Annotated in this window: 32 protein-coding genes; 26 read left to right on the top strand and 6 right to left on the bottom strand. The window is 64.9% G+C overall.

Features of this window, described 5'->3' with window-relative positions:
- Nucleotides 1-10: 10 nt before the first annotated feature.
- The 17 genes from rplX (at nt 11) to rplQ (ending at nt 8,672) form a co-directional block, all read left to right on the top strand.
- Complete coding sequence (gene rplX / locus AAID08_RS28220; RefSeq protein ID WP_006389623.1) at nt 11-331, top strand: 50S ribosomal protein L24; 321 nt, start codon at nt 11-13, stop codon at nt 329-331.
- Between the two features lie 12 nt (nt 332-343).
- Nucleotides 344-883, top strand: a complete 540-nt coding sequence (gene rplE / locus AAID08_RS28215) for a 50S ribosomal protein L5 (RefSeq protein ID WP_006389624.1) — start codon at nt 344-346, stop codon at nt 881-883.
- A gap of 12 nt (nt 884-895) precedes the next feature.
- A complete protein-coding gene (gene rpsN / locus AAID08_RS28210) occupies nt 896-1,201 on the top strand; it encodes a 30S ribosomal protein S14 (protein WP_006227037.1) in 306 nt (101 codons plus the stop codon).
- 10 nt (nt 1,202-1,211) lie between these two features.
- Complete coding sequence (rpsH, locus tag AAID08_RS28205) at nt 1,212-1,607, top strand: 30S ribosomal protein S8 (protein ID WP_006216525.1); 396 nt, start codon at nt 1,212-1,214, stop codon at nt 1,605-1,607.
- 12 nt (nt 1,608-1,619) lie between these two features.
- Nucleotides 1,620-2,153 carry a 50S ribosomal protein L6 gene (gene rplF / locus AAID08_RS28200; protein WP_049077235.1) on the top strand — a complete coding sequence of 178 codons (534 nt, stop codon included), beginning with the start codon at nt 1,620-1,622 and terminating at the stop codon, nt 2,151-2,153.
- 21 nt (nt 2,154-2,174) lie between these two features.
- Complete coding sequence (rplR, locus tag AAID08_RS28195) at nt 2,175-2,540, top strand: 50S ribosomal protein L18 (protein ID WP_006389627.1); 366 nt, start codon at nt 2,175-2,177, stop codon at nt 2,538-2,540.
- Between the two features lie 15 nt (nt 2,541-2,555).
- Nucleotides 2,556-3,077: a 30S ribosomal protein S5 gene (gene rpsE / locus AAID08_RS28190; protein WP_006389628.1), complete on the top strand. Its 522-nt coding sequence runs from the start codon at nt 2,556-2,558 to the stop codon at nt 3,075-3,077.
- A 3-nt stretch (nt 3,078-3,080) separates the two neighbouring features.
- Nucleotides 3,081-3,266 (top strand): 50S ribosomal protein L30, encoded by a 186-nt coding sequence (gene rpmD, locus AAID08_RS28185; protein ID WP_006216520.1) that lies wholly within the window; start codon nt 3,081-3,083, stop codon nt 3,264-3,266.
- A gap of 9 nt (nt 3,267-3,275) precedes the next feature.
- Complete coding sequence (gene rplO, locus AAID08_RS28180) at nt 3,276-3,716, top strand: 50S ribosomal protein L15 (RefSeq protein WP_020925824.1); 441 nt, start codon at nt 3,276-3,278, stop codon at nt 3,714-3,716.
- 14 nt (nt 3,717-3,730) lie between these two features.
- Entirely contained in the window at nt 3,731-5,056 is a 1,326-nt protein-coding gene (gene secY / locus AAID08_RS28175; RefSeq protein ID WP_006389630.1) for a preprotein translocase subunit SecY, read from the top strand.
- Nucleotides 5,057-5,063: 7 nt separating this feature from the next.
- Nucleotides 5,064-5,282 (top strand): translation initiation factor IF-1, encoded by a 219-nt coding sequence (gene infA / locus AAID08_RS28170; RefSeq protein ID WP_003806927.1) that lies wholly within the window; start codon nt 5,064-5,066, stop codon nt 5,280-5,282.
- A 34-nt stretch (nt 5,283-5,316) separates the two neighbouring features.
- The gene (gene rpmJ / locus AAID08_RS28165; RefSeq protein ID WP_003806928.1) at nt 5,317-5,430 is read left to right on the top strand and encodes a 50S ribosomal protein L36; all 114 of its coding nucleotides are present in this window, start codon (nt 5,317-5,319) and stop codon (nt 5,428-5,430) included.
- Nucleotides 5,431-5,473: 43 nt separating this feature from the next.
- Nucleotides 5,474-5,839 carry a 30S ribosomal protein S13 gene (gene rpsM, locus AAID08_RS28160; protein WP_006389632.1) on the top strand — a complete coding sequence of 122 codons (366 nt, stop codon included), beginning with the start codon at nt 5,474-5,476 and terminating at the stop codon, nt 5,837-5,839.
- 15 nt (nt 5,840-5,854) lie between these two features.
- Entirely contained in the window at nt 5,855-6,256 is a 402-nt protein-coding gene (gene rpsK, locus AAID08_RS28155; RefSeq protein ID WP_006216516.1) for a 30S ribosomal protein S11, read from the top strand.
- Nucleotides 6,257-6,267: 11 nt separating this feature from the next.
- Nucleotides 6,268-6,891 (top strand): 30S ribosomal protein S4, encoded by a 624-nt coding sequence (gene rpsD, locus AAID08_RS28150; protein ID WP_006389633.1) that lies wholly within the window; start codon nt 6,268-6,270, stop codon nt 6,889-6,891.
- A gap of 213 nt (nt 6,892-7,104) precedes the next feature.
- On the top strand, nt 7,105-8,091 hold the full coding sequence (locus AAID08_RS28145; protein WP_006216514.1) for a DNA-directed RNA polymerase subunit alpha: 987 nt from the start codon (nt 7,105-7,107) through the stop codon (nt 8,089-8,091).
- Between the two features lie 188 nt (nt 8,092-8,279).
- The gene (gene rplQ / locus AAID08_RS28140; protein ID WP_006389635.1) at nt 8,280-8,672 is read left to right on the top strand and encodes a 50S ribosomal protein L17; all 393 of its coding nucleotides are present in this window, start codon (nt 8,280-8,282) and stop codon (nt 8,670-8,672) included.
- Between the two features lie 101 nt (nt 8,673-8,773).
- On the opposite strand, the gene AAID08_RS28135 is transcribed toward rplQ, so the two are convergent.
- Complete coding sequence (locus AAID08_RS28135) at nt 8,774-9,211, bottom strand: HIT family protein (protein ID WP_395757192.1); 438 nt, start codon at nt 9,209-9,211, stop codon at nt 8,774-8,776.
- 119 nt (nt 9,212-9,330) lie between these two features.
- Between AAID08_RS28135 and cutA the strand changes: the two genes are divergently transcribed.
- From cutA to AAID08_RS28120, 3 genes are all read left to right on the top strand, one after another.
- Nucleotides 9,331-9,678, top strand: a complete 348-nt coding sequence (gene cutA, locus AAID08_RS28130) for a divalent-cation tolerance protein CutA (protein WP_054500245.1) — start codon at nt 9,331-9,333, stop codon at nt 9,676-9,678.
- Between the two features lie 32 nt (nt 9,679-9,710).
- A complete protein-coding gene (dsbD, locus tag AAID08_RS28125) occupies nt 9,711-11,552 on the top strand; it encodes a protein-disulfide reductase DsbD (protein ID WP_254607698.1) in 1,842 nt (613 codons plus the stop codon).
- A 131-nt stretch (nt 11,553-11,683) separates the two neighbouring features.
- Nucleotides 11,684-12,547, top strand: a complete 864-nt coding sequence (locus AAID08_RS28120) for a DMT family transporter (RefSeq protein ID WP_395757849.1) — start codon at nt 11,684-11,686, stop codon at nt 12,545-12,547.
- Nucleotides 12,548-12,673: 126 nt separating this feature from the next.
- Here AAID08_RS28120 and hemB read toward each other — a convergent pair whose 3' ends face one another.
- Entirely contained in the window at nt 12,674-13,690 is a 1,017-nt protein-coding gene (gene hemB, locus AAID08_RS28115) for a porphobilinogen synthase (RefSeq protein ID WP_395757191.1), read from the bottom strand.
- A complete protein-coding gene (yihA, locus tag AAID08_RS28110) occupies nt 13,687-14,310 on the bottom strand; it encodes a ribosome biogenesis GTP-binding protein YihA/YsxC (RefSeq protein WP_049077223.1) in 624 nt (207 codons plus the stop codon). Before yihA ends, hemB begins: the two co-directional genes overlap by 4 nt.
- Before the next feature lie 255 nt (nt 14,311-14,565).
- Between yihA and AAID08_RS28105 the strand changes: the two genes are divergently transcribed.
- The 3 genes from AAID08_RS28105 (at nt 14,566) to ccsB (ending at nt 18,818) form a co-directional block, all read left to right on the top strand.
- A complete protein-coding gene (locus tag AAID08_RS28105; RefSeq protein WP_100503279.1) occupies nt 14,566-15,267 on the top strand; it encodes a cytochrome c in 702 nt (233 codons plus the stop codon).
- A gap of 117 nt (nt 15,268-15,384) precedes the next feature.
- Nucleotides 15,385-17,463: a cytochrome c biogenesis protein ResB gene (locus tag AAID08_RS28100; protein WP_054500248.1), complete on the top strand. Its 2,079-nt coding sequence runs from the start codon at nt 15,385-15,387 to the stop codon at nt 17,461-17,463.
- Nucleotides 17,464-17,471: 8 nt separating this feature from the next.
- Nucleotides 17,472-18,818, top strand: a complete 1,347-nt coding sequence (gene ccsB, locus AAID08_RS28095; RefSeq protein ID WP_006392019.1) for a c-type cytochrome biogenesis protein CcsB — start codon at nt 17,472-17,474, stop codon at nt 18,816-18,818.
- A gap of 63 nt (nt 18,819-18,881) precedes the next feature.
- Here ccsB and lysA read toward each other — a convergent pair whose 3' ends face one another.
- Together lysA and AAID08_RS28085 are read right to left on the bottom strand one after the other, a co-directional pair.
- Entirely contained in the window at nt 18,882-20,174 is a 1,293-nt protein-coding gene (lysA, locus tag AAID08_RS28090; RefSeq protein WP_054500249.1) for a diaminopimelate decarboxylase, read from the bottom strand.
- Complete coding sequence (locus tag AAID08_RS28085; protein WP_240806493.1) at nt 20,171-20,299, bottom strand: lipoprotein; 129 nt, start codon at nt 20,297-20,299, stop codon at nt 20,171-20,173. The genes lysA and AAID08_RS28085 overlap by 4 nt, the downstream gene beginning before the upstream one ends.
- Before the next feature lie 94 nt (nt 20,300-20,393).
- Here AAID08_RS28085 and cyaY point away from each other — a divergent pair, with 94 nt between their 5' ends.
- The gene (gene cyaY / locus AAID08_RS28080; protein WP_049077214.1) at nt 20,394-20,723 is read left to right on the top strand and encodes an iron donor protein CyaY; all 330 of its coding nucleotides are present in this window, start codon (nt 20,394-20,396) and stop codon (nt 20,721-20,723) included.
- A 47-nt stretch (nt 20,724-20,770) separates the two neighbouring features.
- Here the strand turns inward: cyaY and AAID08_RS28075 are convergent, their stop codons facing one another.
- Nucleotides 20,771-23,218 carry a penicillin-binding protein 1A gene (locus tag AAID08_RS28075; RefSeq protein WP_049077212.1) on the bottom strand — a complete coding sequence of 816 codons (2,448 nt, stop codon included), beginning with the start codon at nt 23,216-23,218 and terminating at the stop codon, nt 20,771-20,773.
- Nucleotides 23,219-23,333: 115 nt separating this feature from the next.
- Between AAID08_RS28075 and AAID08_RS28070 the strand changes: the two genes are divergently transcribed.
- Nucleotides 23,334-23,975 (top strand): shikimate kinase, encoded by a 642-nt coding sequence (locus tag AAID08_RS28070; RefSeq protein WP_054500250.1) that lies wholly within the window; start codon nt 23,334-23,336, stop codon nt 23,973-23,975.
- A complete protein-coding gene (aroB, locus tag AAID08_RS28065; RefSeq protein WP_054500251.1) occupies nt 23,972-25,048 on the top strand; it encodes a 3-dehydroquinate synthase in 1,077 nt (358 codons plus the stop codon). Before AAID08_RS28070 ends, aroB begins: the two co-directional genes overlap by 4 nt.
- The last annotated feature ends 23 nt before the right edge of the window (nt 25,049-25,071 follow it).

Below are 25,071 nucleotides of genomic sequence, written 5' to 3'. Positions count from 1 at the left end.
GAGCCCTACGATGAACAACATTCGTAAAGGCGACGAAGTCATCGTCCTGACCGGCCGCGACAAGAAGCGTCGCGGTACCGTGCTGGCGCGCGTCGATGCCGACCACGTCCTGGTCGAAGGCGTCAACGTCGTCAAGAAGCACGTGAAAGCCAACCCGATGGCCAACAACCCGGGTGGCATCGTCGAAAAGACCATGCCGATCCACATCTCGAATGTGGCGCTCTTCAACCCCGCCACCGGTCGTGGCGACCGCGTCGGCGTGCAAGAAGTCGAAGGCCGCAAGGTTCGCGTGTTCCGTTCCAATGGTGCCGTTGTCGGCGCCAAGGCGTAAGGGGCGATAGACATGTCTCGTTTGCAAGATTTCTACAAGAGCAAGGTCGCTGGCGACCTGCAGGCCAAGTTCGGCTACAAGAGCGCCATGGAAGTGCCGCGCATCACCAAGATCACCCTGAACATGGGTGTCTCGGAAGCCGTCGCCGACAAGAAGGTCATCGAGCACGCTGTCTCGGACCTGACCAAGATCGCTGGCCAAAAGCCTGTCGTGACCAAGACCAAGAAGGCTATCGCCGGTTTCAAGATCCGCGAAAACTACCCGATCGGTTGCATGGTCACGCTGCGTGGTCAACGCATGTACGAATTCCTGGATCGCCTGGTGGCGGTTGCGCTGCCTCGCGTGCGCGACTTCCGCGGCATCTCGGGTCGTGCTTTCGACGGCCGTGGCAACTACAACATCGGGGTGAAAGAGCAGATCATTTTCCCCGAAATCGAGTACGACAAGATCGACGCGCTGCGTGGGCTGAACATCAGCATCACCACCACCGCGAAGACCGACGAAGAAGCCAAGGCGCTGTTGACGGCCTTCAGCTTCCCGTTCCGTAACTAAGGGGCTGATGACGTGGCTAAACTTTCCCTCATCAATCGCGACATCAAGCGCGCCAAGCTGGCTGACAAGTTCGCCGCCAAGCGCGCTGAGTTGAAGTCGATCATCGACGACCAGTCGAAGACCGACGAAGAACGTTACCAAGCTCGGCTCAAGCTGCAACAGCTGCCGCGCAATGCCAACCCGACGCGTCAACGTAACCGTTGCGTGGTCACCGGTCGTCCGCGCGGTGTGTTCCGCAAGTTCGGCCTGACGCGCCACAAACTGCGTGAAATGGCGATGAAGGGTGAAATCCCCGGCATCACCAAGGCCAGCTGGTAGGAGAAAGAATATGAGCATGAGCGATCCCATCGCCGATATGCTGACCCGCATTCGCAATGCGCAGCAAGTGGACAAAGTTACGGTGAGCATGCCCTCCTCGAAGCTGAAGGCGGCCATTGCCGCCGTGCTGAAGGACGAAGGCTACATCGACAGCTTTGAAATCAAGGGCACCCAGGCCAAGCCTGAGCTCGAGATCACCCTGAAGTACTACGCTGGCCGTCCGGTCATCGAGCGCATCGAACGCGTTTCGCGCCCCGGTCTGCGTATCTACAAGGGCCGTACCAGCATTCCTCAGGTCATGAACGGCCTGGGCGTGGCTATCGTGTCGACCTCGCGCGGCGTCATGACCGACCGTAAGGCTCGCGCCAACGGCGTCGGCGGCGAAGTGCTGTGCTACGTGGCCTAAGGAGAAATTCGAATGTCACGTATCGCTAAGTATCCGGTCGACCTGCCCAAGGGTGTCGAAGCCGACATCAAGCAGGATCAGATCACCGTCAAGGGCCCGCTGGGTTCCCTGACCCAAGCCCTGACTGGCGACGTTACGGTTCAGTTGGACAACGGCAAGCTGACGTTTGTCGCCGCCAACGAAACCCGTCACGCCAACGCCATGTCGGGTACCGTGCGCGCGCTGGTGGCCAACATGGTCAACGGCGTGAGCAAGGGATTCGAGCGCAAGCTGAATCTGGTTGGCGTGGGTTACCGCGCCTCGATTCAAGGCGACGCCGTTAAGCTGCAGCTCGGTTTCTCGCACGACGTTTTGCACAAGTTGCCGGCCGGTATCAAGGCCGAATGCCCCACCCAGACGGAAATCGTCATCAAGGGCTCCAACAAGCAAGTCGTCGGTCAGGTGGCCGCTGAAATCCGCGCGTACCGCGAACCCGAACCCTACAAGGGCAAGGGCGTGCGTTACTCGGACGAACGCGTCGTCATCAAAGAAACCAAGAAGAAATAACGGCGCACGCAAGGACGAATCATGGACAAAAAAGTTTCCCGTTTGCGTCGTGCGGTTCCGACCCGCCGGAAGATCAACGAGCTGCGCGTTCATCGCCTCTCGGTTTTCCGCTCGAACCAGCACATCTACGCCAATATCATTTCGCCGGAAGGCGATCGCGTTCTGGTCAGCGCCTCGACGGTGGAAGCCGAAGTGCGCGCCCAGTTGGCTGGCCAGACCGGCCAAGGTGGCAACAAGGCCGCCGCTTCGCTGGTTGGCAAGCGCGTGGCTGAAAAGGCCAAGGCTGCCGGTATCGAACTGGTCGCTTTCGATCGCTCGGGCTTTCGTTACCATGGCCGCGTGAAAGCGCTGGCCGATGCCGCGCGTGAAGCCGGCCTGAAGTTCTAAGCGAGGATCTGTCAAATGGCTAAAGTACAAGGCAAGAACGCCGCGGAAAAAGAGAACGATGACGGCCTCCGCGAAAAGATGATCGCGGTCAACCGCGTGAGCAAAGTGGTCAAGGGTGGTCGCACCATGAGCTTTGCCGCGCTGACCGTGGTTGGCGATGGCGATGGCCGCGTCGGCATGGGCAAGGGCAAGGCGCGTGAAGTGCCGGTGTCGGTTCAGAAGGCTATGGAACAGGCCCGTCGCGGCATGTTCAAGGTGGCCCTGAAGAACGGCACGCTGCACCACACCGTGGTCGGCAAGCATGGCGCCGCCACCGTGCTGATTTCGCCCGCTGCTGAAGGTACCGGCGTCATCGCCGGCGGCCCGATGCGCGCTATTTTCGAAGTGATGGGTGTGCGTAACGTGGTTGCCAAGAGCCTGGGCTCGAGCAACCCCTACAACATGGTTCGCGCCACGTTGAATGGCCTGCGCGCCTCCCTGACCCCGGCGGATGTTGCTGCCAAGCGCGGCAAGACCGTCGAAGAGATCCTGGGGTAAATCATGGCTCAGAAGCAGATCAAAGTGACCCTCGTGCGCTCCGTGATCGGTACCAAGCAATCGCACCGTGACACGGTTCGCGGTCTGGGCTTGGGCCGTATCAACAGCAGCCGCGTGCTGGTCGATACGCCCGAGGTGCGTGGGATGATCCGTAAGGTGGATTATCTCGTTTCCGTCTCGGAAGCCTAAGGAATCACCATGTCGGATATGCAACTTAATACGCTGAAGCCCGCCGAGGGCAGCAAGCACGCCAAGCGCCGCGTCGGCCGTGGCATCGGTTCGGGTCTGGGTAAGACCGCCGGCCGTGGTCACAAGGGTCAGAAGTCGCGCTCGGGCGGTTTCCATAAGGTTGGCTTCGAAGGCGGTCAAATGCCGCTGCAGCGTCGCCTGCCCAAGCGTGGTTTCACCCCGCTCGGTCAGCACCTGTACGCCGAAGTCCGTCTGTCGGACCTGCAAGCCGTGCCCGTCGACGAAATCGACGTGCAAGTGCTGAAGGCGGCTGGCGTGATTGGCCAGGCGGTTCGTTACGCCAAGGTCATCAAGTCGGGTGAACTCTCGCGCAAGGTCGTGCTCAAGGGCATTACCGCGACGGCTGGCGCTCGCGCCGCCATCGAAGCCGCGGGCGGCTCGCTTGCTTGATCACGAGGTGACGAGTGGCTAACGCGCAGGCATTGGGTAAAACCGGAACGCGGTACGGCGACCTCAAGCGCCGCCTCGTGTTCCTGGTGCTCGCCCTGGTGGTTTACCGTTTGGGTACACACATCCCCGTTCCGGGTATCAACCCGGACGCGCTGGCGGACTTGTTCCGCCAGAACCAGGGCGGGATCCTGGGCCTGTTCAACATGTTCTCGGGCGGGGCGCTCTCGCGCTTCTCGATTTTTGCCCTGGGGATCATGCCGTACATTTCGGCATCCATCATCATGCAGTTGATGTCGGTGGTGGTGCCGTCGCTGGAAGCGCTCAAGAAAGAGGGCGAGGCCGGCCGTCGGAAGATTACCCAATACACCCGCTACGGCACGGTCGTGCTGGCGCTGGTGCAGGCAGTGGGCATTTCGGTTGCGCTTGAGTCCCAGCAGGGACTTGTGATCGATCCGGGCATGCTGTTTCGCTTCACGACCGTCGTGACCCTGGTCACCGGCACCATGTTCGTCATGTGGCTGGGTGAGCAGATCACGGAGCGCGGTCTCGGCAACGGGATTTCCATCCTGATCTTCGCAGGTATCGTTGCGGGCCTGCCCGCGGCGCTGGCTGCACTGTTGGACCTGGTCCGCACCAACGCGATGTCCGTGCTGTCGGCACTGTTCATCGTGGCCCTGGTGGTGCTGGTTACCGCTTTTGTGGTGTTCGTGGAACGCGGACAGCGCAAGATCACGGTGAACTACGCCAAGCGTCAGGTCGGCAACAAGGTCTACGGTGGTCAAAGCTCGCACCTGCCGCTGAAGCTGAACATGGCCGGGGTGATTCCGCCGATCTTCGCGTCGTCGATCATCCTGTTCCCGGCCACGATCACGAGCTGGTTCTCCAGCAGTGAGAACATGCGCTGGCTTAGCGACCTGGCTGCGGCCCTGTCGCCTCGTCAACCGCTCTACATCACGCTGTATTCGGTCGCGATTATTTTCTTCTGCTTTTTCTACACGGCTCTGGTGTTCAACAGCCGCGAAACGGCGGACAACCTGAAGAAGAGTGGTGCGTTTGTTCCGGGCATCCGTCCGGGCGAACAGACGGCCCGCTACATCGACAAGATCCTGATGCGTCTGACGCTCGCAGGTGCCATCTACATCACGTTGGTGTGCCTGTTGCCGGAATTCCTGGTGATGCGGTGGAACGTCCCCTTCTACTTCGGTGGTACGTCTCTGTTGATTATTGTGGTGGTGACGATGGATTTCATGGCGCAGGTCCAGGCCTACATGATGTCTCACCAGTACGACTCGTTGCTCAAGAAGGCTAACTTCAAGGGCGCGGGTTTGCCGATGCGGTAAGCAAAAGATGTCCAAGGACGACGTCATTCAGATGCAAGGCGAGGTTCTTGAGAACCTCCCGAACGCGACATTTCGCGTCAAGCTCGAAAACGGCCACGTGGTGTTGGGCCATATTTCCGGCAAGATGCGTATGCATTACATCCGGATCCTGCCGGGTGACAAGGTCACAGTGGAGCTCACGCCCTATGACCTGACGCGAGCCAGGATTGTTTTCCGCTCCAAGTGAGCGAAACCGGATTACGGAAAATTAGGAGTCAACCATGAAAGTAATGGCATCGGTTAAGCGGATCTGCCGCAACTGCAAAGTTATCAAACGTCACGGCGTGGTGCGCGTTATCTGCACCGACCCGCGTCACAAGCAGCGTCAAGGCTAACTCGGGTTAGCGACTACGCAACGGATTTATTCAAGGAACAGTCATGGCCCGTATTGCTGGCATTAACATTCCGCCGCATCAGCACGCCGAGATCGGCCTGACCGCCATTTTTGGCATCGGTCGTACGCGCGCTCGCAAGATCTGCGAAGCGGCTAACGTCCCGTTTGACAAAAAGGTCAAGGATCTGAGCGACGCTGAACTGGAACGCGTCCGCGAACACGTTGGTGTGTTCACGGTCGAAGGTGACCTGCGTCGTGAAGTGCAGCTCTCGATCAAGCGTTTGATCGACCTGGGAACCTACCGCGGCATGCGCCACAAGCGCGGCCTGCCCGTGCGCGGCCAGCGCACTCGCACCAACGCCCGCACCCGCAAGGGCCCGCGTCGTGCTGCTGCGTCCCTGAAGAAATAATCGAGGAACTGGATTATGGCGAAAGCTTCCACCAGCGGCGCTTCGCGCGTGCGCAAAAAGGTCAAGAAGAACGTCTCGGACGGCATCGCGCACGTTCACGCTTCGTTCAACAACACCATCATCACCATCACCGACCGTCAGGGCAACGCTTTGTCGTGGGCCACGTCGGGCGGTGCTGGCTTCAAGGGTTCGCGTAAGTCGACCCCGTTCGCCGCGCAGGTCGCCGCTGAAACGGCCGGCCGTGTCGCGCTGGAATACGGCATCAAGACGCTGGAAGTGCGTATCAAGGGCCCCGGCCCCGGCCGTGAATCGTCGGTCCGCGCCCTGAACGCGCTGGGCATCAAGATCTCGTCCATCGCCGACATCACGCCCGTTCCGCACAACGGCTGCCGTCCGCCGAAGCGTCGTCGTATCTAAAGGGAATCCACATGGCACGTTATATTGGACCCAAATGCAAGCTCTCGCGCCGCGAGGGTACTGACCTGTTCCTGAAGAGCGCCCGCCGCTCGCTGGATTCCAAGTGCAAGCTGGATTCCAAGCCTGGCCAACACGGCCGCACTTCGGGTGCCCGCACTTCCGACTACGGCCTGCAGCTGCGCGAAAAGCAAAAGCTCAAGCGCATGTACGGCGTGCTGGAAAAGCAATTCCGCAAGTACTTCGCTGAAGCCGAGCGTCGCCGTGGCAACACCGGCGAAACGCTGATCCAGCTGCTGGAATCGCGCCTGGACAACGTCGTCTACCGCATGGGCTTCGGCTCGACCCGCGCCGAAGCTCGCCAGCTGGTGAGCCACCGCGCCATCGAACTGAACGGCCACACCGCCGACATCGCTTCGATGCTGGTCAAGGCTGGCGACGTCATCTCGATCCGCGAAAAGGCCAAGAAGCAAGGCCGTATCAAGGAATCGCTCGACCTGGCCACCAGCATCGGCATCCCCCAGTGGGTGGAAGTCGACACGACCAAGCTGACCGGCACGTTCAAGTCGGCTCCCGATCGCGCTGACGTCGCTCGCGACATCAACGAATCGATGGTCGTCGAACTGTACTCGCGTTAATCCCGCCTGCCGGCGCCTCCTTCGCAAGGTGCTGGCACGCTGGTTTCGCGACCGGTTTGCAAGTCTCGCAGCAGCCCGCTTTCCGCCTTTTGGCGGGGCGGGCTTTGCGGTAAGTATCGGGCGGCTTTTTGCGCTGCCCGCGTTTCACGTTTCAACCTGTCCATCAGCCTTATCGGTGTAACGAGCCGAGGGTATTGAAAAGGAACACAGTACATGTCCACTCAAGGTTTCCTGAAGCCGCGCTCCATTGAAGTCGAACCGGTCGGCACCCACCATGCCAAGATCGTGATGGAGCCGTTCGAGCGCGGCTACGGCCATACGCTGGGCAACGCCCTGCGCCGCATCCTGCTGTCTTCGATGACCGGCTACGCGCCGACCGAAGTCCAGATGACGGGCGTGGTGCACGAATACTCGACCATCCCGGGCGTTCGCGAAGATGTCGTCGACATCCTGCTGAACCTGAAGGGCGTGGTCTTCAAGCTGCACAACCGTGACGAAGTCACCCTGGTCCTGCGCAAGACCGGCGCCGGCACCGTGCTGGCCAGCGACATCGAGCTGCCGCACGACGTCGAGATCATCAACCCCGGCCACGCCATCTGCAACCTGACGGACGCGGGCAAGCTGGAAATGCAGATCAAGGTCGAGAAGGGCCGCGGCTACGTGCCGGGCAACGTGCGCGCGCTGTCGGAAGACCGCACCCACACCATCGGCCGCATCGTCCTGGACGCCTCGTTCAGCCCGGTCCGCCGCGTCAGCTACGCGGTTGAAAGCGCCCGCGTGGAACAGCGCACCGACCTGGACAAGCTGGTCCTGGACATCGAAACCAACGGCGTCATCTCGCCCGAGGAAGCGGTGCGCCAGTCGGCTCGCATCCTGATGGACCAGATCTCGGTCTTCGCCGCCCTGGAAGGCGCCGGCGATTCGTACGAAGCCCCGGTCCGCGGCACGCCGCAGATCGACCCGGTGCTGCTGCGTCCGGTCGACGACCTGGAACTGACCGTGCGTTCGGCCAACTGCCTGAAGGCCGAAAACATCTACTACATCGGCGACCTGATCCAGCGCACCGAGAACGAACTGCTCAAGACCCCGAACCTGGGTCGCAAGTCGCTCAACGAGATCAAGGAAGTCCTGGCCGCACGCGGCCTGACGCTGGGCATGAAGCTCGAAAACTGGCCCCCGCTGGGCCTGGAGCGTCCGTAAGTCTTGCAAGGGTGGCGCCCCTCTCGCAGGGGCGTTTCCCGCGGCGCCCGGCTTCACTGCCGGGCGGTTTGCGAAACCGTCGTAAAATGCACCGTTTTCCACCGGACCGCGGCCTGGTTGCAGGTCGATAGAAGAGCCGGATAACCCGATGGCGGAAACGCCTTCATTAGATTCAAAGGATACTTATCATGCGTCACGGTAATGGCTTGCGTAAGCTCAACCGCACCAGCAGTCACCGTCTTGCCATGTTCCGCAACATGGCCGTTTCGTTGATCACCCACGAAGCCATCAAGACCACGCTGCCCAAGGCGAAAGAACTGCGCCGCGTCATCGAACCCCTGATCACGCTGGGTAAAGAACCCACCCTCGCGAACAAGCGTCTGGCTTTTGCCCGTCTGCGCGATCGCGATGCCGTGGTGAAGCTGTTCGCCGAAATCGGCCCGCGCTACGCGGCCCGCAACGGCGGCTACACCCGCGTGCTGAAGATGGGTTTCCGTCAAGGCGACAACGCGCCCATGGCTTTCATGGAGCTGGTCGACCGTCCGGAAGTCGATGAGGCCGCTGAGGACAGCGCCGAATAAGTTTCGGTGTCTAGATAAGCGACAAGGGCGGGTCTTCGGACCCGCCCTTGTTTTTTGCGCGGCGCTTGCGGGCCGTCCAGGCAGCGCAGGCGCGCCGATCGTTATGAGGCGTACAGCTCCCCCCGCAATTGCGCGGCGGTGGCCGCCAGGGCCTCCTGGGGCGCCTGCGGCGGCATGCGGAACGTCAGGTCCTGCTGCTCGATGTACTGGGTCGAGGTGATGTCCTGTGGATGATGCATCGGGATCACGTGCGCATGGGTATGCGCGACGTGGATGCCGGTGAAGGCGAAGCCGACGCGGTCCACCCCGTATAGCCGCTTCATGTGGCGGCCGAGCTTCTGCCCCAGGTTGACGATGTGGCCGGCCAGGTCGGCGGGCATGTCCTCGTAGTAGGGATAGTGCTGCTTGGGAATGAGGAGCGTGTGGCCGGGGCGCACCGGCTGGATGTCCAGGAACGCCATCAGGCGGTCGTCTTCGTGGATGATGTGGGCCGGGATCTCGTGGCGGGCGATGCGGCAGAACAGGCAGTTATCGGACATGCTTGCCTCGGAGGGGATGGGTGCGCGATGGCCGCGGGTCTGATTGTCGGCGGACGCGGGCGGCGATACCGATAAAATACCCCGAGTTACATCCCACACGGGTATTCCCAGGAGGCTCCATGTTGCGCGATGACGACGTCGTGCTGGTCATCAGCAATGCGCCGGACCTGTTGCTGGCCAAGCGCATCGCTCACGTGCTGGTCGAGGATGGCCTGGCCGCCTGCGTGAACCTTGGGGCGCCGGGCCTGTCCATCTACCAGTGGCAAGGCGAGGTGGAGGGGGCCGAGGAAATCCCCATCCACATCAAGACCACCTACGCGCGCCACAAGGCCGTGGTCCAGGCCCTGGCGCAGATGCATCCCTACGACGTGCCCGAAATCATCGTGCTGCCGGTCATCGGCGGCGCCGCGCCCTATCTCGACTGGGTGCGCCAGCAGACGGCCATCGTGCAGAACAAGAGAGACTGATGTTGCAACCCGCGGTCCGAACCGGCGCACCGATGCGTGCCTTTTTCCCCAAGTTGCTGGCGCTGCTGGCCATGGCCATGCTGTGGCTGGCCTGGAACGCGCCGGCGCGCGCCGAGGCCGAATTCCTCGAACCCGAAAAGGCCTTCGTCTTCAGCGCGGCGATGGCCACGCCGGATACCGTCGAGCTGCGTTTCCGCGTGGCGCCAGGCTACTACATGTACCGCGAGCGCTTCGGCATCAGCATCAGTCCGCTGGGCGCGGCCACGCTGGGCGAGCCGGTCTACCCCAAGGGCGACGTCAAATACGACCCGACCTTCGAGAAGGACATGGAGGTCTATCACCAGGACGTGCTGATCCGCGTGCCGGTGACGCCCGGCGGCCAACCGTTCACGCTGACGCTGACCGGCCAGGGCTGCGCCGATGCCGGCCTGTGCTATCCGCCAATGGACAGCAGTGTGAAGCTGACGCCGGTGGCGGGCGGCTACGCGCTGGCGGGCGGCGGGGGCGCCTCGGCCGCGCCGGCCGCTGCGGGCGGCGGCCTGAGCGCGCTGGTGAACGCGGGCGATACCGGCCTGGCCGATGCGCTGGGCGGATTGGGCTGGATCAAGACGGCCGGCGTGTTCCTGGTGCTGGGCCTGCTGCTGGCGTTCACGCCCTGCGTGCTGCCGATGATTCCCATCCTGTCGTCGATCGTGCTGGGCGGCGCCAGTCAGGAACGCCCGACGCGCGGCCGCGGCCTGGCGCTGGCGGCAACCTACGTGCTGGGCATGTCGGTGGTCTACACCGCGCTGGGCGTGGCCGCCGGCCTGAGCGGCGCGGGCCTGGCCGCGTGGCTGCAGACGCCGTGGATCCTGACCCTGTTCGCGATCCTGCTGGCGGTGCTGGCGCTGGCGATGTTCGATGCCTTCACCTTCCAGATGCCGTCCGGCATCCAGGCGCGGCTGGCCGAGCGCTCGTCGCGCATTCCAGGCGGCCGTTACACCGGCGCGTTGCTGATGGGCGCATTGTCGGCGCTGATCGTCGGGCCGTGCGTGGCCGCGCCGTTGGCCGGCGCGTTGCTGTACATCTCGCAGACCGGCGACGTGGTGCTGGGCGGCGCGGCCCTGTTCGCGATGGCGTGGGGCATGGGCGTGCCGCTGCTGATTGTCGGCGCCTCGTCGGGCGCGCTGCTGCCCAAGGCCGGGCCGTGGATGGATGGCGTCAAGCGGCTGTTCGGCATGCTGCTGCTGGCGACGGCTTGGTGGATGCTGATTCCGGTGGTGCCGACCTGGGTGCAGATGACGGGCTGGGCCTTCCTGGCGATCGTCGGCGCGGTGATGCTGCGCGCGTTCGACGCGTTGCCGGCGGGCGCCGGCTCGGCGCGCATGTTCGGCAAGGGCATCGGCCTGCTGCTGGCCCTGGCCGCCGCCGCGTGGCTGATTGGCGCGGCCAGCGGCGGCCGCGACGTGCTGCAGCCGCTGTCGCATTTTGCCTCCGGCGGCCCGGCGGCCTCGGGCGCCGCCGCGCATGCTGGCGAGGTGCAGTTCAAGCGCGTGCGCAATAACGCCGAGCTGGACGCGCTGCTGGCCGCGAGCACGCAGCCGGTGATGCTGGACTTCTACGCCGACTGGTGCGTATCGTGCCGCGAGATGGAGCGCTTCACCTTCACCGATCCGGGCGTGGCGCAACGCATGGCCGGCATGCTGCTGGTGCAGGCCGACGTGACCGCCAACAATGCCGACGATCGGGCGTTGCTCAAGCGTTTCCGCCTGTTCGGCCCGCCGGGCATCATGTTCTTCGAACCCGGCGGCAAGGAATTGCCGGACGCGCGCGTGGTGGGCTTCCAGGACGCCAAGCGCTTCACCGAGTCACTGGACCGCGTGCTATTGCGTTGAGCGGTGGCCGGCCGCTACCATGAGGGTTCGCGCCGCGTGGGCGGCGCCTCCAACCCCTCAGGCCGGCGCCCGTGACGTCTCCGACAGTCGATGCAAGCCAGGACCGCACCGGTCTGATCTATCTGCAATTGATGTTCGTGATGGCCACCTGGGGCCTGAACATCGTCTCCATCAAGTATCTGACGCAGCACATGGATATCCGCGCCCTGGCGGCCTTGCGGATCGCCGTGGCGTTCGTCGCCGTCACCCTCATCGTCAAGGCGCGGCGCGGCCGCATTCCGAAGCTGGGACGCGTGGAACTGGCCTGGGTGGCGCTGGCGGGCTTCCTGGTGGTGTATGCGCACCAGAGCGCGCTGGTGTACGGGCTGCAGTTCTCGTCGGCCGCCAATGGCACGCTGCTGATGGCCACCAGCCCCTTGCTGTCGGCGTTGCTGGCGGCCCTGTTCTATCGCGAGCGGCTGACGTGGCTGCGGATCGCCGGCGCCTTGCTGGGCCTGGCCGGCGTGGCGATGGTGGTGGTGGGCAGCGGCGCGCAGTTGGGGCTGACCGGCTGGGGCGACGCCATCGTGTTCCTGGCGGTGGCGGTGTTCGTGTTCGGCGGGCTGGTGATCCAGCGCATCTCGCGCACGCTCGATCCGCTGGCGATGCTCTGGTACATGTACCTGGCCGGCGGCCTGATGCTGATGGCGCATGCGGCCATGACGCCCTCGTCGTATGACGCGGACAACTGGAGCATGACGTGGTGGCCGTGGCTGGTGCTGCTGTTCTCGGCGGTGATCGCCTCGGGCGTCAGCAACATCCTGTGGAACGCGGGCATTGCCAGGCTGGGGATCAGCCGCGCGGCGCTGTTCGTGAACTGGCTGCCGATCTTCGGCCTGCTGTTCGCCGCGCTGTTCCTGGACGAGCACGTCACGCTGGTGCACGTGGCGGGGCTGGCCTGCATTCTCAGTGGCACCTGGCTGGGCCTGCGCCGCGGCGCGCCGGCGTCGCGTTGAAACCGCGGCGGGCCGCAAGGGCCCGCCGGTAGTTGGCGTTGCATGGGCGCGTTTCGTGTGCGCGCTTCATGCCGAGGCTCGCGGATGACGAGCGGGGCAGGGCCGAGCAGGCCCCGCCAGCCGGGATCAGCGCTGCTGCTTGAGCAGCCGCGCCGCTTCGATCGCGAAGTACGTCAGGATGCCGTCGGCGCCAGCGCGCTTGAACGCCAGCAGCGCTTCCATCATGACCTTGTCGTGGTCCAGCCAGCCGTTGGCCGAGGCCGCCTTGATCATCGCGTATTCACCGCTCACCTGGTAGGCGAAGGTCGGCACGCGGAAGGTGTCCTTGACGCGGCGCAGCACGTCGAGGTACGGCATGCCGGGCTTGACCATGACCATGTCGGCGCCTTCCTGCAGGTCGGCCGCGACTTCGCGCAGTGCTTCGTCCAGGTTGCCCGGGTCCATCTGGTAGGCCATCTTGTTGGACTTGCCCAGGTTGGTGGCCGAGCCCACGGCGTCGCGGAACGGGCCGTAGAAGGCGCTGGCGTACTTGGCCGAGTAGGCCATGATCTGGGTGTGGATGTAGCCGTTGGCCTCCAGCGCGCGGCGCACGGCGCCGATGCGGCCGTCCATCATGTCGCTGGGGGCGACCATGTCGACGCCGGCCGCGGCCTGCGTCAGGGCCTGCTTGACGAGGATCTCGACGGTGGGCTCGTTCACGACGTAGCCGTTTTCATCGATGACGCCGTCCTGGCCGTGGCTGGTGTACGGGTCCAGCGCCACGTCGCACAGCACGCCCAGGTCGGGGAATTGTTTTTTCAGTTCGCGCACCACGCGCGGGATCAGGCCGTCGGGGTTGGTGGCTTCGATGCCGTCGGGCGTCTTGAGCGCCGGGTCGATGGCGGGAAACAGCGATAGCACCGGGATGCCCAGCGCCACGCATTCCTCGGCCACCGGCAGCAACGTATCCAGCGAATAGCGCACCACGCCCGGCAGCGACGGCACGGCCTGTTTCAGCCCTCTGCCCTCGGCCACGAAGACCGGATAGATCAGGTCGTTGACGGTGAGGGCGTTCTCGCGCACCAGGCGGCGGGTGTAGTCGTCGCGGCGCAGGCGGCGGGGGCGGGAAACCGGGAAGTCGGGGGTGATGATCTGCGGGTTCATGGTACGACCTTGGGAGAAATCCAGTTTTCTATGTGCGCGCCAGCTTCTTCCAGGCCGATGCGCTCCGGCGCCGAGAAGGGGATGGTGTGCAGGGCGCCGATGTCCGCCAGGTCTTTGCGCACCGAGAACACGGTGCGCACGCGCTGGCCGTAGGGCAGCTTGTCGGCTTTGGTGAGCAGCGCCAGCACCGGGCGTCCGGTGGGGGCGATGAAATTGGCCAGGCGGCGGTCCAGTTCGGTGACGCCGCGGCGGATGTCGATGAGCAGCACGATGCCGGCCAGCGATTCGCGGTCGCGCAGGTAGCCGCCCAGGATGTCGGCCCATTTTTCCTTTTCGTCGCGGGCCACGGAGGCATAGCCGTAGCCGGGCAGGTCGACGAGGTAGCCGATGTGGCCTTCGGGGTTCAACGGGTCGGGCAGGCCGAACATGTTGATCAGGCGCGTGCGGCCCGGCGTCTTGCTGGAGAAGGCAAGGCGGCGCTGGTTGCACAGCACGTTGATGGCCGTGGACTTGCCGGCGTTGGAGCGGCCGACGAAGCAAACCTCGGGCGCGTCAGGAGGCGGCAACTGGTCGAGGCGAGCGGCCGACGTAAGGAAAGAGGCGCGATGTAGGAGGGACACGGATGGCTTTGGCTACAGTTGGTTTCGAGCCCTATTGTATAATCCGGCGTTTGCAACAGTGGTCCCCGTGCGCGGAGCCGTCTCTTTTGCTTACCGTTGAGGGCATTTCGTACCCGCCGGTCATCCGGCTTCGAAGGTACTGCCGCCTTTGACGCGCAGGCAAACGGGCAAATCAGGTTCGATACGGTTTTCCAGATGTGCGGGCAGGCGTGGGCGCCTTTTTGCGCCTTGATCGATGTGATCGTCGAGGTCTTCATGAAGCGTGTGCTGTCCCGGATGTTGGTTGCGAGCGGGCTGTTGCTCGGCGCCTCCGCCTTTTCTACTACGAGCTTCGCCGCTGACGGCGCCGCGGGCCCGGCCAAGCCGGATGCCGCCAAGGGCGGGCAGTTGTTTGACCAGGGCGATGCCTCGCGCGGCATCATCGCCTGTGCGTCCTGTCATGGCGCGGCGGGTAACAGCACCATCCCGGTGAATCCCAACCTGGCCGCGCAACCCCACGAATACCTGGTCAAGCAGTTGACCGACTTCCAGGTCAAGCAGGGCGCCAAGCTGCCGGTGCGCAATGGCCCCGGCGGCAATCCGACCCCCATGACCGCCATGGCGCAGAACCTGACGCCGGCAGACATGCAGAACATTGCGCTGTACCTGGCGCAGCAGCCGCTGAAAGAACCCGCCACGGCCGGCCAGGAGAAGTTGGTTGACCTGGGTCAAAAGATCTGGCGCGGCGGTTTGCCCGAGCGCAATGTTCCGGCTTGTGCCGCATGCCATTCTGCCAATGGCGCGGGCATTCCGGGCCAGTACCCCCGCCTGTCGGGCCAGTTCCCCTTGTACATCGAAGAGCAGCTCAAGCTGTTCCGCAGCGGCGATCGCGCCAACGACGTGATGCACGCCGTGGCCGACCGGATGTCGGATGCCGACATCAAGGCCGTGGCGGACTACGCGGCTGGCCTGCGGTAGCCGTACGCCGGCACGCGCGCGGCTGGTCCGCGTTCACGCAACCTGGCATGGCGGAACCTGATTCCGTCATGCGCTGTCTACGAGGGGGGTAGCCGATCGCGCGGCCCCCCTTTTTTCATGAATTCGACTCAGACACACTCCCGTCCCTCCCTGCGCAGCCTGCCCCGCGATCTGTTTGAATTGCTGGGCTCGATGCGTTTCGCCGTCAGCCTGCTGATGTTCATCTGCGTGGCGAGCCTGGTGGGGACGGTCCTGCAGCAAAACCGCTCGTCCAACAACTACATCGACCAGTTCGGGCCGTTCTGGTTCGAGGTGTTCGACAAGTTCTCGATCTGGCACGTCTACAACAGCTGGTGGTTCCTGCTGATCATGGCGTTCCTGGTCATTTCGACGTCCGTCTGCCTGATCCGCAACGCGCCCAAGATGCTGCGCGACGCGCGTTCGTTCCGCGAGCACGTGCGCGGCGGCAGCCTGCGGGCCTTTCCGCACCGGGTCGAGACCGAGGCGCCCACCGACGTGCCGCGGACCGCGGCCGGCCTGACGGCGCTGCTCAAGCGCATGGGCTATGCGGTGCGCGAGCGCCAGGACAGCACGGGCGTGCTGCTGGCGGCCAAGAAGGGCAGCGCCAACCGGCTGGGTTACGTGTTCGCCCACGCCGCCATGGTCATCATCTGTATCGGCGGCCTGCTCGACAGCGAGCTGCCGGTGCGCCTGCAGGTCATGTTTGGCGGCAAGAAACCCATTGTCGAGAACATGCTGATTTCCGAGGTGCCGGAGAGCGGCCGCCTGTCGGTCAACAACCCCAGTTTCCGCGCCAGCGTGCTGGTGCCGGAGAACGGCCAGGCCAGCACCGCGGTCGTGATGGTGGGCGACGGCGCGCTGGTGCAGCCGATGCCGTTCACGCTGAAGCTCAAGAAATTCATCGTCGATTACTACTCGACCGGCATGCCCAGCCGCTTCGCCAGCGAAGTCGAAGTGACCGATCCGGATACCGGCAAGCGTTTCGATTCGACCATCGAGGTGAACGAGCCGCTGCGCTTCAAGGGCATGACGGTGTACCAGTCCAGCTTCGATGATGGCGGCAGCACGGTGGTGCTCAAAGGCTACCCGCTGGTGGGCGCCGACAGCGCCACGTTCAATGTTGACGGCACCGTGGGCAAGACTTCCGAAGTAAGCGCTAACACTGCGCGTGGCCCGCGCAGCATGGGCGTGGAAATCACGGCCCTGCGTCCGATCAACGTCGAGGACCTGACCCGCGGCGATCCCAAGGGCGGCAACCAGAGCTTCGCCGAGCATGTGGCCTCCGTGTCCGGCAGCGCCGCCGGCAAGAAGAACGAAAACCTGCGCAACGTGGGTCCCAGCGTCGAATACAAGCTGATCGACGACGCGGGCCAGGCCCACGAGTTCCAGAACTACATGCTGCCGGTGCAACTGGATGGCGCCAGCGTGTTCCTGGCCGGCGTGCGCAACAATGCCTCCGAACCGTTCCGCTATCTGCGCATCCCGGCCGATGACGACAGTTCCGTGGCCGAGTTCATGCGGCTGCGCGCGACGCTGGCCGATCCCGCCGCGCGACAGGAGGCGGCCCGTCGCTTCGCCGAGCGCAACAGCCCCAGCGGCGCCGACCGCCAGCCGCTGCAGACGGCCGCCGAGCGCGCCCTGGAAACCTATGCCTCCGGCGGCCTGCAGGCCGTGGCCGCGTTCCTGCAGGCCAACACGCCGGCCGCCGACCTGGAGCGCGCCGCGGACGTGGTGATCCGCCTGATCGGCGCCAGCATGAACGAACTGCGGGCGGTCGAGCGCGAACGCGCCGGCTTGCCGCCCGTGCCCACAGAAGGCCCCGAGGCCGAGCGTGCCGCGCTCTGGTCGCGCCTGGCGGTGGCGGCCCTGTCCGACCTGACGGTTTATCCGGCGCCGGTCTTCTTCTCCCTGGCCGATTTCAACCACGTGCAGGCCAGCGTGTTCCAGGTCAGCCGCACGCCGGGCAAGAATACGGTCTACCTGGGCAGCCTGTTGCTGGTCCTGGGGGTGTTTTCGATGTTCTATATTCGGGATCGTCGCGTCTGGATCTGGATCAAGCCGCAGGAAGGCGGCAGCGGCATCCTGGCGGCGATGACGTCGCAGAAGCGTACACTCGACTTCAACCAGGAGTTCGATCGCTTCAAGCAGGCGCTGCTGCGCCAGAAAGGGTCTTAAGGTTTCCTATGTCCACGACGACCACCACGCATTCCCCCACGCCCGACAACCTATGGCAGGACAGCCTGTCCGAGACCGGTGACAGCCGCGCGCAGCGCGGCCGGCCGGACTGGACGGACATCGTGTTCTTCCTGCTGCTGGCGGCGGGCGCCGGTTTCGCGCTGACGCGTTTCAGCGGCGCCATGGACTACTACGAGAAGATCATCCTGTGCGGCACCGTGCCGGTGCTGGCCTGGATGGGCTGGCTGTGGCGGCCCCTGCGCCGCCTGATGGTGGCCTGTGCGATCGCGGCCGGCCTGGCGCTGATGCTCTACGGCAACGATCTGGCGCGGGCCGAACAGGTGTTCTTCCTGAAATACCTGTTCTCGTCGCAGTCGGCCATCCTGTGGATGAGCGCGTTGTTCGCGCTGGCCATGGTCTGCTACTGGATCGGTTTCTTCAGCCCTACCGCGGCCTGGCTGGGCACGGCCCTGACCTGGGGCGCGGTGTTCGCGGGCGTCACCGGCCTGCTGGTGCGCTGGCGCGAGGGCCACCTGATGGGCCCGGATCTGGGCCACATCCCGGTCAGCAACCTGTACGAAGTGTTCGTGCTGTTCGCGCTGATCACGGCGTTGTTCTATCTGTACTACGAACGCAAGTACGCCACGCGCGCGCTGGGCGGCTTCGTGCTGCTGGTGGTGACCTCGGCGGTGGTGTTCCTGCTGTGGTATTCGTTCACGCGCGATGCCGGGCAGATCCAGCCGCTGGTGCCGGCGCTCAAGAGCTGGTGGATGAAGCTGCACGTGCCGGCCAACTTCATCGGCTACGGCACCTTCTCGCTGGCGGCGATGGTCGGCTTCGCCTACCTGGTCAAGCAGCACGGCCAGACCTCGTCGTGGCTCAAGCTGGCGCCGCTGTTCGTGCTGGGCGTGCTGCTGTGCGCCGAGCCGATGGTGTTCCGCACCGACGGCCTGTCGGCCACCTGGATGCTGTATTTCGGCATCGGCGCCGTGATCGTCGGCGCCATCCTGCTGGGCCGGCGCCGCATCGCCGCCGCGCTGCCGCCGCTGGAGGTGCTGGACGACATCATGTACCGCGCCATCGCCATCGGCTTCGCCTTCTTCACCGTGGCGACCATCCTGGGCGCGCTGTGGGCCGCGGACGCCTGGGGCGCCTACTGGCAGTGGGACCCCAAGGAAACCTGGGCGCTGATCGTCTGGCTGAACTACGCGGCCTGGCTGCACATGCGGTTGATCAAGGGCCTGCGCGGCACGATGGCGGCCTATTGGGCGCTGACGGGCCTGCTGATCACCGGCTTCGCCTTCCTGGGCGTGAACATGTTCCTGTCGGGCCTGCATTCCTACGGCCAGCTCTGATCTGGCGCACGGCAAAAGGCCCCGCTTCGACGGGGCCTTTTTCATTGGAAAGCCAGGGCGCGTTCAGGGCAGCGTCGACTCGCCGCGCAGCAGGTCGTCCAGCGTTTCGCGCTGGCGCACCACGTGATAGCGGTCGCCGTCGACCATGACCTCGGCCGCGCGTGGGCGGGTGTTGTAGTTGCCGGCCATGGTCATGCCGTAGGCGCCCGCCGATTCCAGCGCCAGCACGTCGCCTTGTTCCAGCGCCAGCGCGCGCTGCCGGGCCAGCCAGTCGGCGCTTTCGCAGACCGGGCCGACGATGTCGTATTCGAGCGTGTCGCCCGCGCGTGGTCGCAGCGGCCGCAGGCCGTGCCAGGCGTCGTACAGCGCCGGACGCATCAGGTCGTTCATGGCGGCGTCGACGATGGCGAAGTTGCGCGCCTCGCCGTGCTTCAGATACTGGACGGCGGTCAGCAGCACGCCGGCGTTGCCGACCAGCGACCGGCCGGGTTCGAGCACCAGCCGCAAATGGCCGTGGCCACGCGCCTGCAGGCGCTGAAACACATGATCCAGCAGGGCCTTGGGCGAGGGCGGCACTTCGTCGCGGTAGCGGATGCCCAGGCCGCCGCCCAGGTCCAGGTGTGACAGGCGGATGCCGATGCCGTCCAGGTCGGCGACCAGGTCGAGCAGCTTTTCCAGCGCGTCGAAGTAGGGACTGATGTCGGTCAGTTGCGAGCCGATGTGGCAGTCCAGGCCGGTGATCTCGAGACCAGGCAGCAGGCGGGCGCTGCGGTAGGCGTCCAGCGCCGCCCCGATGGGGATGCCGAACTTGTTTTCCTTGAGGCCGGTGGAAATATAGGGATGGGTCTGCGCGTCGACATCCGGGTTGACGCGCAGCGCCACCCGAGCGCGTTGCCCGGTTTCCTGGGCAACGTCGGACAGCCGCTGCAATTCGGCTTCGGATTCGACGTTGAAGCACATGACGCCGGCGGCCAGCGCCGCGCGCATTTCCCAGGCCTGCTTGCCAACGCCGGAAAAGACGATGCGGGCGGGATCGGCGCCCACGGCCAGGGCCCGTTTCAATTCACCGCCGGAGACGATGTCGAAGCCCGCGCCGAGACGGGCGAATTCCTTGAGGACGGCCAGGTTGGAATTGGCCTTCATGCCGTAGCAGACCTGCACGGGGCGCTGCCCAACGGCGCTGCGGTAGGTTTCCCAGGCGGCCTTGAGCGCCGCGCGGGAGTAGACATAGAGCGGCGTTCCCAGTCTTTCGGCCAGATGGTCCAGCGGCACGTCTTCGGCGTACAGCACGTTATTGCGGTACTGGAAGTACGGATGCCCGGCCAGTTCGGGCGGAACCGGGAACGCGGCGGTCATGGCAGGGAGGGCGCGGATGGTATCTGCGGCACCTGGGGCGTGGTTTGTCGCTGTCCGGGGGGCGGCGGCTTGCCGTCAGGCGTGGGCATGTACAACGGACCCTTGTAGCCACAGGCCGCAACCATGCCGGTCGCCAACAGCGTGGCTACAATGCGAAGAGACATGCGGCTGAATGCCAATTGGAACACTGGGAACTCCGTAATTCTTGCAGGCTCGATTATGACCGAATCCGAATTTCTTGCGTTGATCGACCAGGTGCTGAACAGCATCGAAAGCCAGGCCGATGACTGGGCGGCTTCGCTCGACGTCGACGTCGAAACCAGCCGCAGCGGCAATGTGCTGACGATGGTGTTCGAAGACAATACCCACGTGGTGGTGAACAGCCAGGCCGCCATGCAGGAACTGTGGGTGGCCGCACGCAGCGGCGGCTTCCACTACCGCTACGACGGCCAGCACTGGAACGATACCCGAGGCGGCCCGAATCTGCCCGACGCGCTATCGCAGATCTGTTCCGCCGCGGCGGGCGTGCCCGTCACGATCCGCCTGTAGCGTCCCGCAAAAAAAGGCCGGCGATTCGCCGGCCTTTTTCATTCCATTCAGAACGGGATCTTCTGCGACCACGGCTGGGCGCTTTGCGTGCCCACGCCAGGCGCCACCTTGATGCGGTTGTCCTCGCCGCTGTCGCTGTTCAGGCCGTTCAGGAACTCGCCCAGCGTATCGGCCTGCGGCAGGCCCAGGCGGGCCACCGCCTGTCCGGGCGGGAATTCCGAGAAGTAGTACTCGCCGTTCTCGACGATGATGCCGTCGGGACGGGGGCGCGGCTTTTCTTCCGGCACGCCCTTGAGCACGTCCTGCATGTAGTCGACCCAGATCGGCATGGCCACGCCGCCGCCGGTTTCGCGCGAACCCAGCGACTTGGGCTGGTCGAAGCCGAGCCAGGCGGTGGCCACCAGCGACGGCGTGTAGCCCGAGAACCAGGCGTCCACGGATTCGTTGGTGGTGCCGGTCTTGCCAGCGATGTCGTTGCGCTTGAGCAGCACGCGGGCGCGGGCAGCGGTGCCGTAGGTGGCCACGCCGCGCAGCACGTCGTCCATGATCCAGGCGGTGCGCGGGTCGATGGCGCGGGCCGCGGCGTCGCCGGCCACGGTGGGCTTGGCCTGCATCACGATCTTGCCGCTGCTGTCGGTGACGCGGTCGATCAGGTAGGGCGTGACGCGATAGCCGCCGTTGGCGAACACCGAGAACGCGCCGGCCAGTTGCAGCGGGGTCACCGAACCGGCGCCCAGCGCCAGCGGCAGCACCGCGGGCTGGCGCGCCTTGTCGAAACCGAAGCGGGTCAGGTAGTCCTGCGCGTACTGCGGACCGATGGCCTGCAGGATGCGGATCGAGACCATGTTCTTGGACTTGTACAGGCCCTGGCGCAGCGTCAGCATGGGCTCGTACTGGTTGCCGTAGTTCTTCGGGTTCCAGGCCTTGGAGCCGGTCTGCGCCGCGGTCAGCTCGAACGGCTGGTCGGAGATCTGCGTGGCCGGCGTCAGGCCGCGCTCGAGCGAGGCGGCGTAGATGAACGGCTTGATGTTCGAGCCGGGCTGGCGCCAGGCCTGCGTCACGCGGTTGAAGTTGCCGCGGTAGAAGTCGAAGCCGCCGACCATGGCGCGGATCGCGCCGTCCTGCGGCGACAGCGCCACGAACGCCGCCTGCACCGACGGCAGGTTGATGATTTCCCAGTTGTCGCCCAGCTTGCGGATGTAGACCACCGAGCCGCGCTTGATGCGCTGCTCGGGCTTGGCCTTGTCGTTGAGCGCGCGCGCCACCACGCCCAGCACCTTCTTGTCGGTGACGGTGATGATCTCGCGCGAGCTGCGCGCCAGCTTCACTTCGGTGGGGCTGGCCGACAGCACCAGCGCGGTCAGCAGGTCGCCGCTGTCGCTGAACTTGTCGAACACGCCGTCCAGGAATTCGTCCAGGGCCTGCGGGTTGTTTTCGGTGCCCGGGGGCAGGTCGAGCTGTTCCTCGGGGCCGGGGTAGGGCGCGCGGCGGGTGTATTCCAGCACGCCTTCGCGCACGGCGCGGTAGGCCGCTTCCTGGTCCTTGGACTGGACCGTGGTGTAGATGTTGATGCCGCGCGAATAGACGTTGTCCTGGTACACGTTGAACAGCAGTTGGCGCGCCAGTTCGGCCACGTATTCGCCATGGATGCTGTAGCCGCCGGCCGGCGTGCCTTCGGCCGACTTCATGACGATCTGCTGCGCCATCGCCGTCTTGTATTCAGGCTCGGTCAGGTAGCCGAGCGACAGCATGCGGCCCAGCACGTAGCGCTGGCGCAGCTCGGCGCGGGGGCGGTTGGAGATCGGGTTGAAGCGCGACGGGGCCTTGGGGATGCCCGCCAGCATGGCGGCTTCGGCCGGGGTCACTTCCGACAGCGGCTTGCCGAAGTAGGTGCGCGAGGCGGCCGCAAAGCCGTAGGCGCGGTGACCCAGGTAGATCTGGTTCATGTAGAGCTCGAGGATCTGGTCCTTGGTGAGCTCCGATTCGATCTTGAACGTCAGCAGCAGTTCGTAGAACTTGCGCGAGTACGTCTTTTCCGACGACAGGTAGAAGTTGCGCGCCACCTGCATGGTGATGGTGCTGGCCCCCTGCGTCTTGGACATGTTGATCAGGTTGGTCAGGCCGGCGCGCACCACGCCGGTCCAGTCGATCCCGCCGTGCTGGTAGAAGCGGTCGTCTTCGGCCGCCAGCACCGCGGACTTCATCACGTCCGGGATTTCATTGAAGCGCAGCACGTTGCGGCGTTCTTCGCCGAATTCGCCGATGAGCACCTTGTCCGCCGTGTAGACGCGCAGCGGCACCCGCGGGCGGTAGTCCGTCATGGCGTTCAGGTCCGGCAGGTTGGGCCAGGCCAGCGCCAGCGCCATGCCCGCCAGCAGCACGCCGCACAGGAACAGGCCGGCAAAGAAAATGCCGGTCTTGACGAAAAAACGCAATATCGGGGAACCGTTATTGGCGGGCTTGTCTTTTTTGGAGGAATTCTGCGGCTTGCTCATCGCGGCGATTTTACGGGTATCTCCGGTCCCGCCTCAGTGTGGCGGATCGGTTTCTGTAACAAGATAGTTCAGTGTGGCGCGCGGGCAACTTGGCGGCAGATGTGATAATGCCGTCATGAACTTTTCCGCTCACTCATGTCCGGAGGCTGCCCCGGACCTGGCGCCCTCCGGCGAGGCGCCCGAAAACCAGCCCTGCGCCTCGGAGTGCCTGGGCAAGGCCGTGTCGTTGCCGCACGACCTGCCCATCTTCCTGGTGGGGATGATGGGAGCGGGCAAGACGACCATCGGCCGTGGCCTGGCGCGTGCCCTGGGGCGCGATTTTATCGATCTGGACCATGAGCTCGAGGCGCGTTGCGGCGTACGGGTGCCGGTAATCTTCGAAATCGAGGGTGAGGCCGGTTTCCGTCGCCGGGAATCCGCCGCCCTGGAAGAGTGTACCCAACGGCGCAACATAATTCTCGCCACCGGTGGCGGCGCCATCCTGGCCGCCGAAAACCGGGCGCGCCTGCGCGAGCGGGGTATCGTGGTCTATTTGAGGGCCAGTGTGGACGAATTGTTCCGCCGCACCTGCCGCGATCGCAACCGGCCGCTGCTGGCCACCGCCGATCCGCGCGGCACGCTGCGCGACCTGATGACCCTGCGCGAGCCCCTCTACAAGGAAGTCGCCGACCTGGTGGTGGAAACCGGCTCCATGCCCATCCACACCCTGGTCAAGGCGCTCCTGCCGCAATTACAAGCCTTCGAGAAGCAGATATGAACGTTGTTGAGGTCGACACCCCGGGCGGACAGTACCCCATCCGCATCGCGCCGGGGCGCCTGGATGCCCTGGACGAAAGCATCCCCGCCGACGCCACCGCCATCGCGGTGGTGACCAACCCGACCGTGGCGGCGCTGTATGGCGAACGCGCCGAAGCCGCCCTGGCGCGCACCGGCAAGCGGGTGCTGCGCATCGAGCTGCCCGACGGCGAGTCGTACAAGGACTGGCAGTCCCTGAACCTGATCTTCGACGCGCTGCTGGGCAATCGCCTGGACCGCCGCTGCGTGCTGGTGGCGCTGGGCGGCGGCGTGATCGGCGACATGACCGGCTTCGCCGCCGCGGTGTACATGCGCGGTGTGCGTTTCGTGCAGGTGCCCACGACCCTGCTGGCCCAGGTCGATTCGTCGGTCGGCGGCAAGACGGCCGTGAACCATCCGCTCGGCAAGAACATGATCGGCGCGTTCTACCAGCCGCTGGCGGTCGAGATCGACACCGCCGTGCTGGCCACGCTGCCGGCGCGCGAAGTGTCGGCCGGCCTGGCCGAAGTCATCAAGTACGGCCTGATCCTGGATCCGGAATTCTGGACCTGGTGCGAACAGAATGCGCAGAAATTGCGCAGCCTGGACCCGCAGGCCATCGCCTACGCCATCCGCCGCTCGTGCGAACTGAAGGCGCAGGTGGTGGGCAAGGACGAACGCGAATCCGGCCTGCGCGCCATCCTGAACCTGGGCCACACCTTCGGCCACGCCATCGAGGCGGGCCTGGGCTATGGCGCCTGGTTGCACGGCGAGGCGGTCGGCTGCGGCATGGTGCAGGCGGCGGAACTGTCCGCGGACGTGGCAGGCTTTCCCCGCGCCGACGTGGCCCGCGTGCGCGCCTTGGTCGAGGCCATCGGCTGTCCCGCGGTTGCGCCCGACCTGGGAGCCGATCGCTGGCTCGACCTGATGCAGGTCGACAAGAAGACCGAGGGCGGCGAGATCCGCTACGTGCTCATGACCCGCATCGGCGAAGCGATGATGCGGGCGGCGCCGGCCGATGCCGTGCGCGCCGTACTGGCCCGAACCACTCAATAAAGAATGCTGGAGAGACGGTGTCG

This window comes from Achromobacter sp. EB05 (genome assembly GCF_044232075.1).
GTDB classification, from domain to species: domain Bacteria; phylum Pseudomonadota; class Gammaproteobacteria; order Burkholderiales; family Burkholderiaceae_B; genus Achromobacter; species Achromobacter dolens.
Note: the sequence above shows the minus strand (reverse complement) of the source record. Positions and strands in the feature narration are given on the sequence as shown.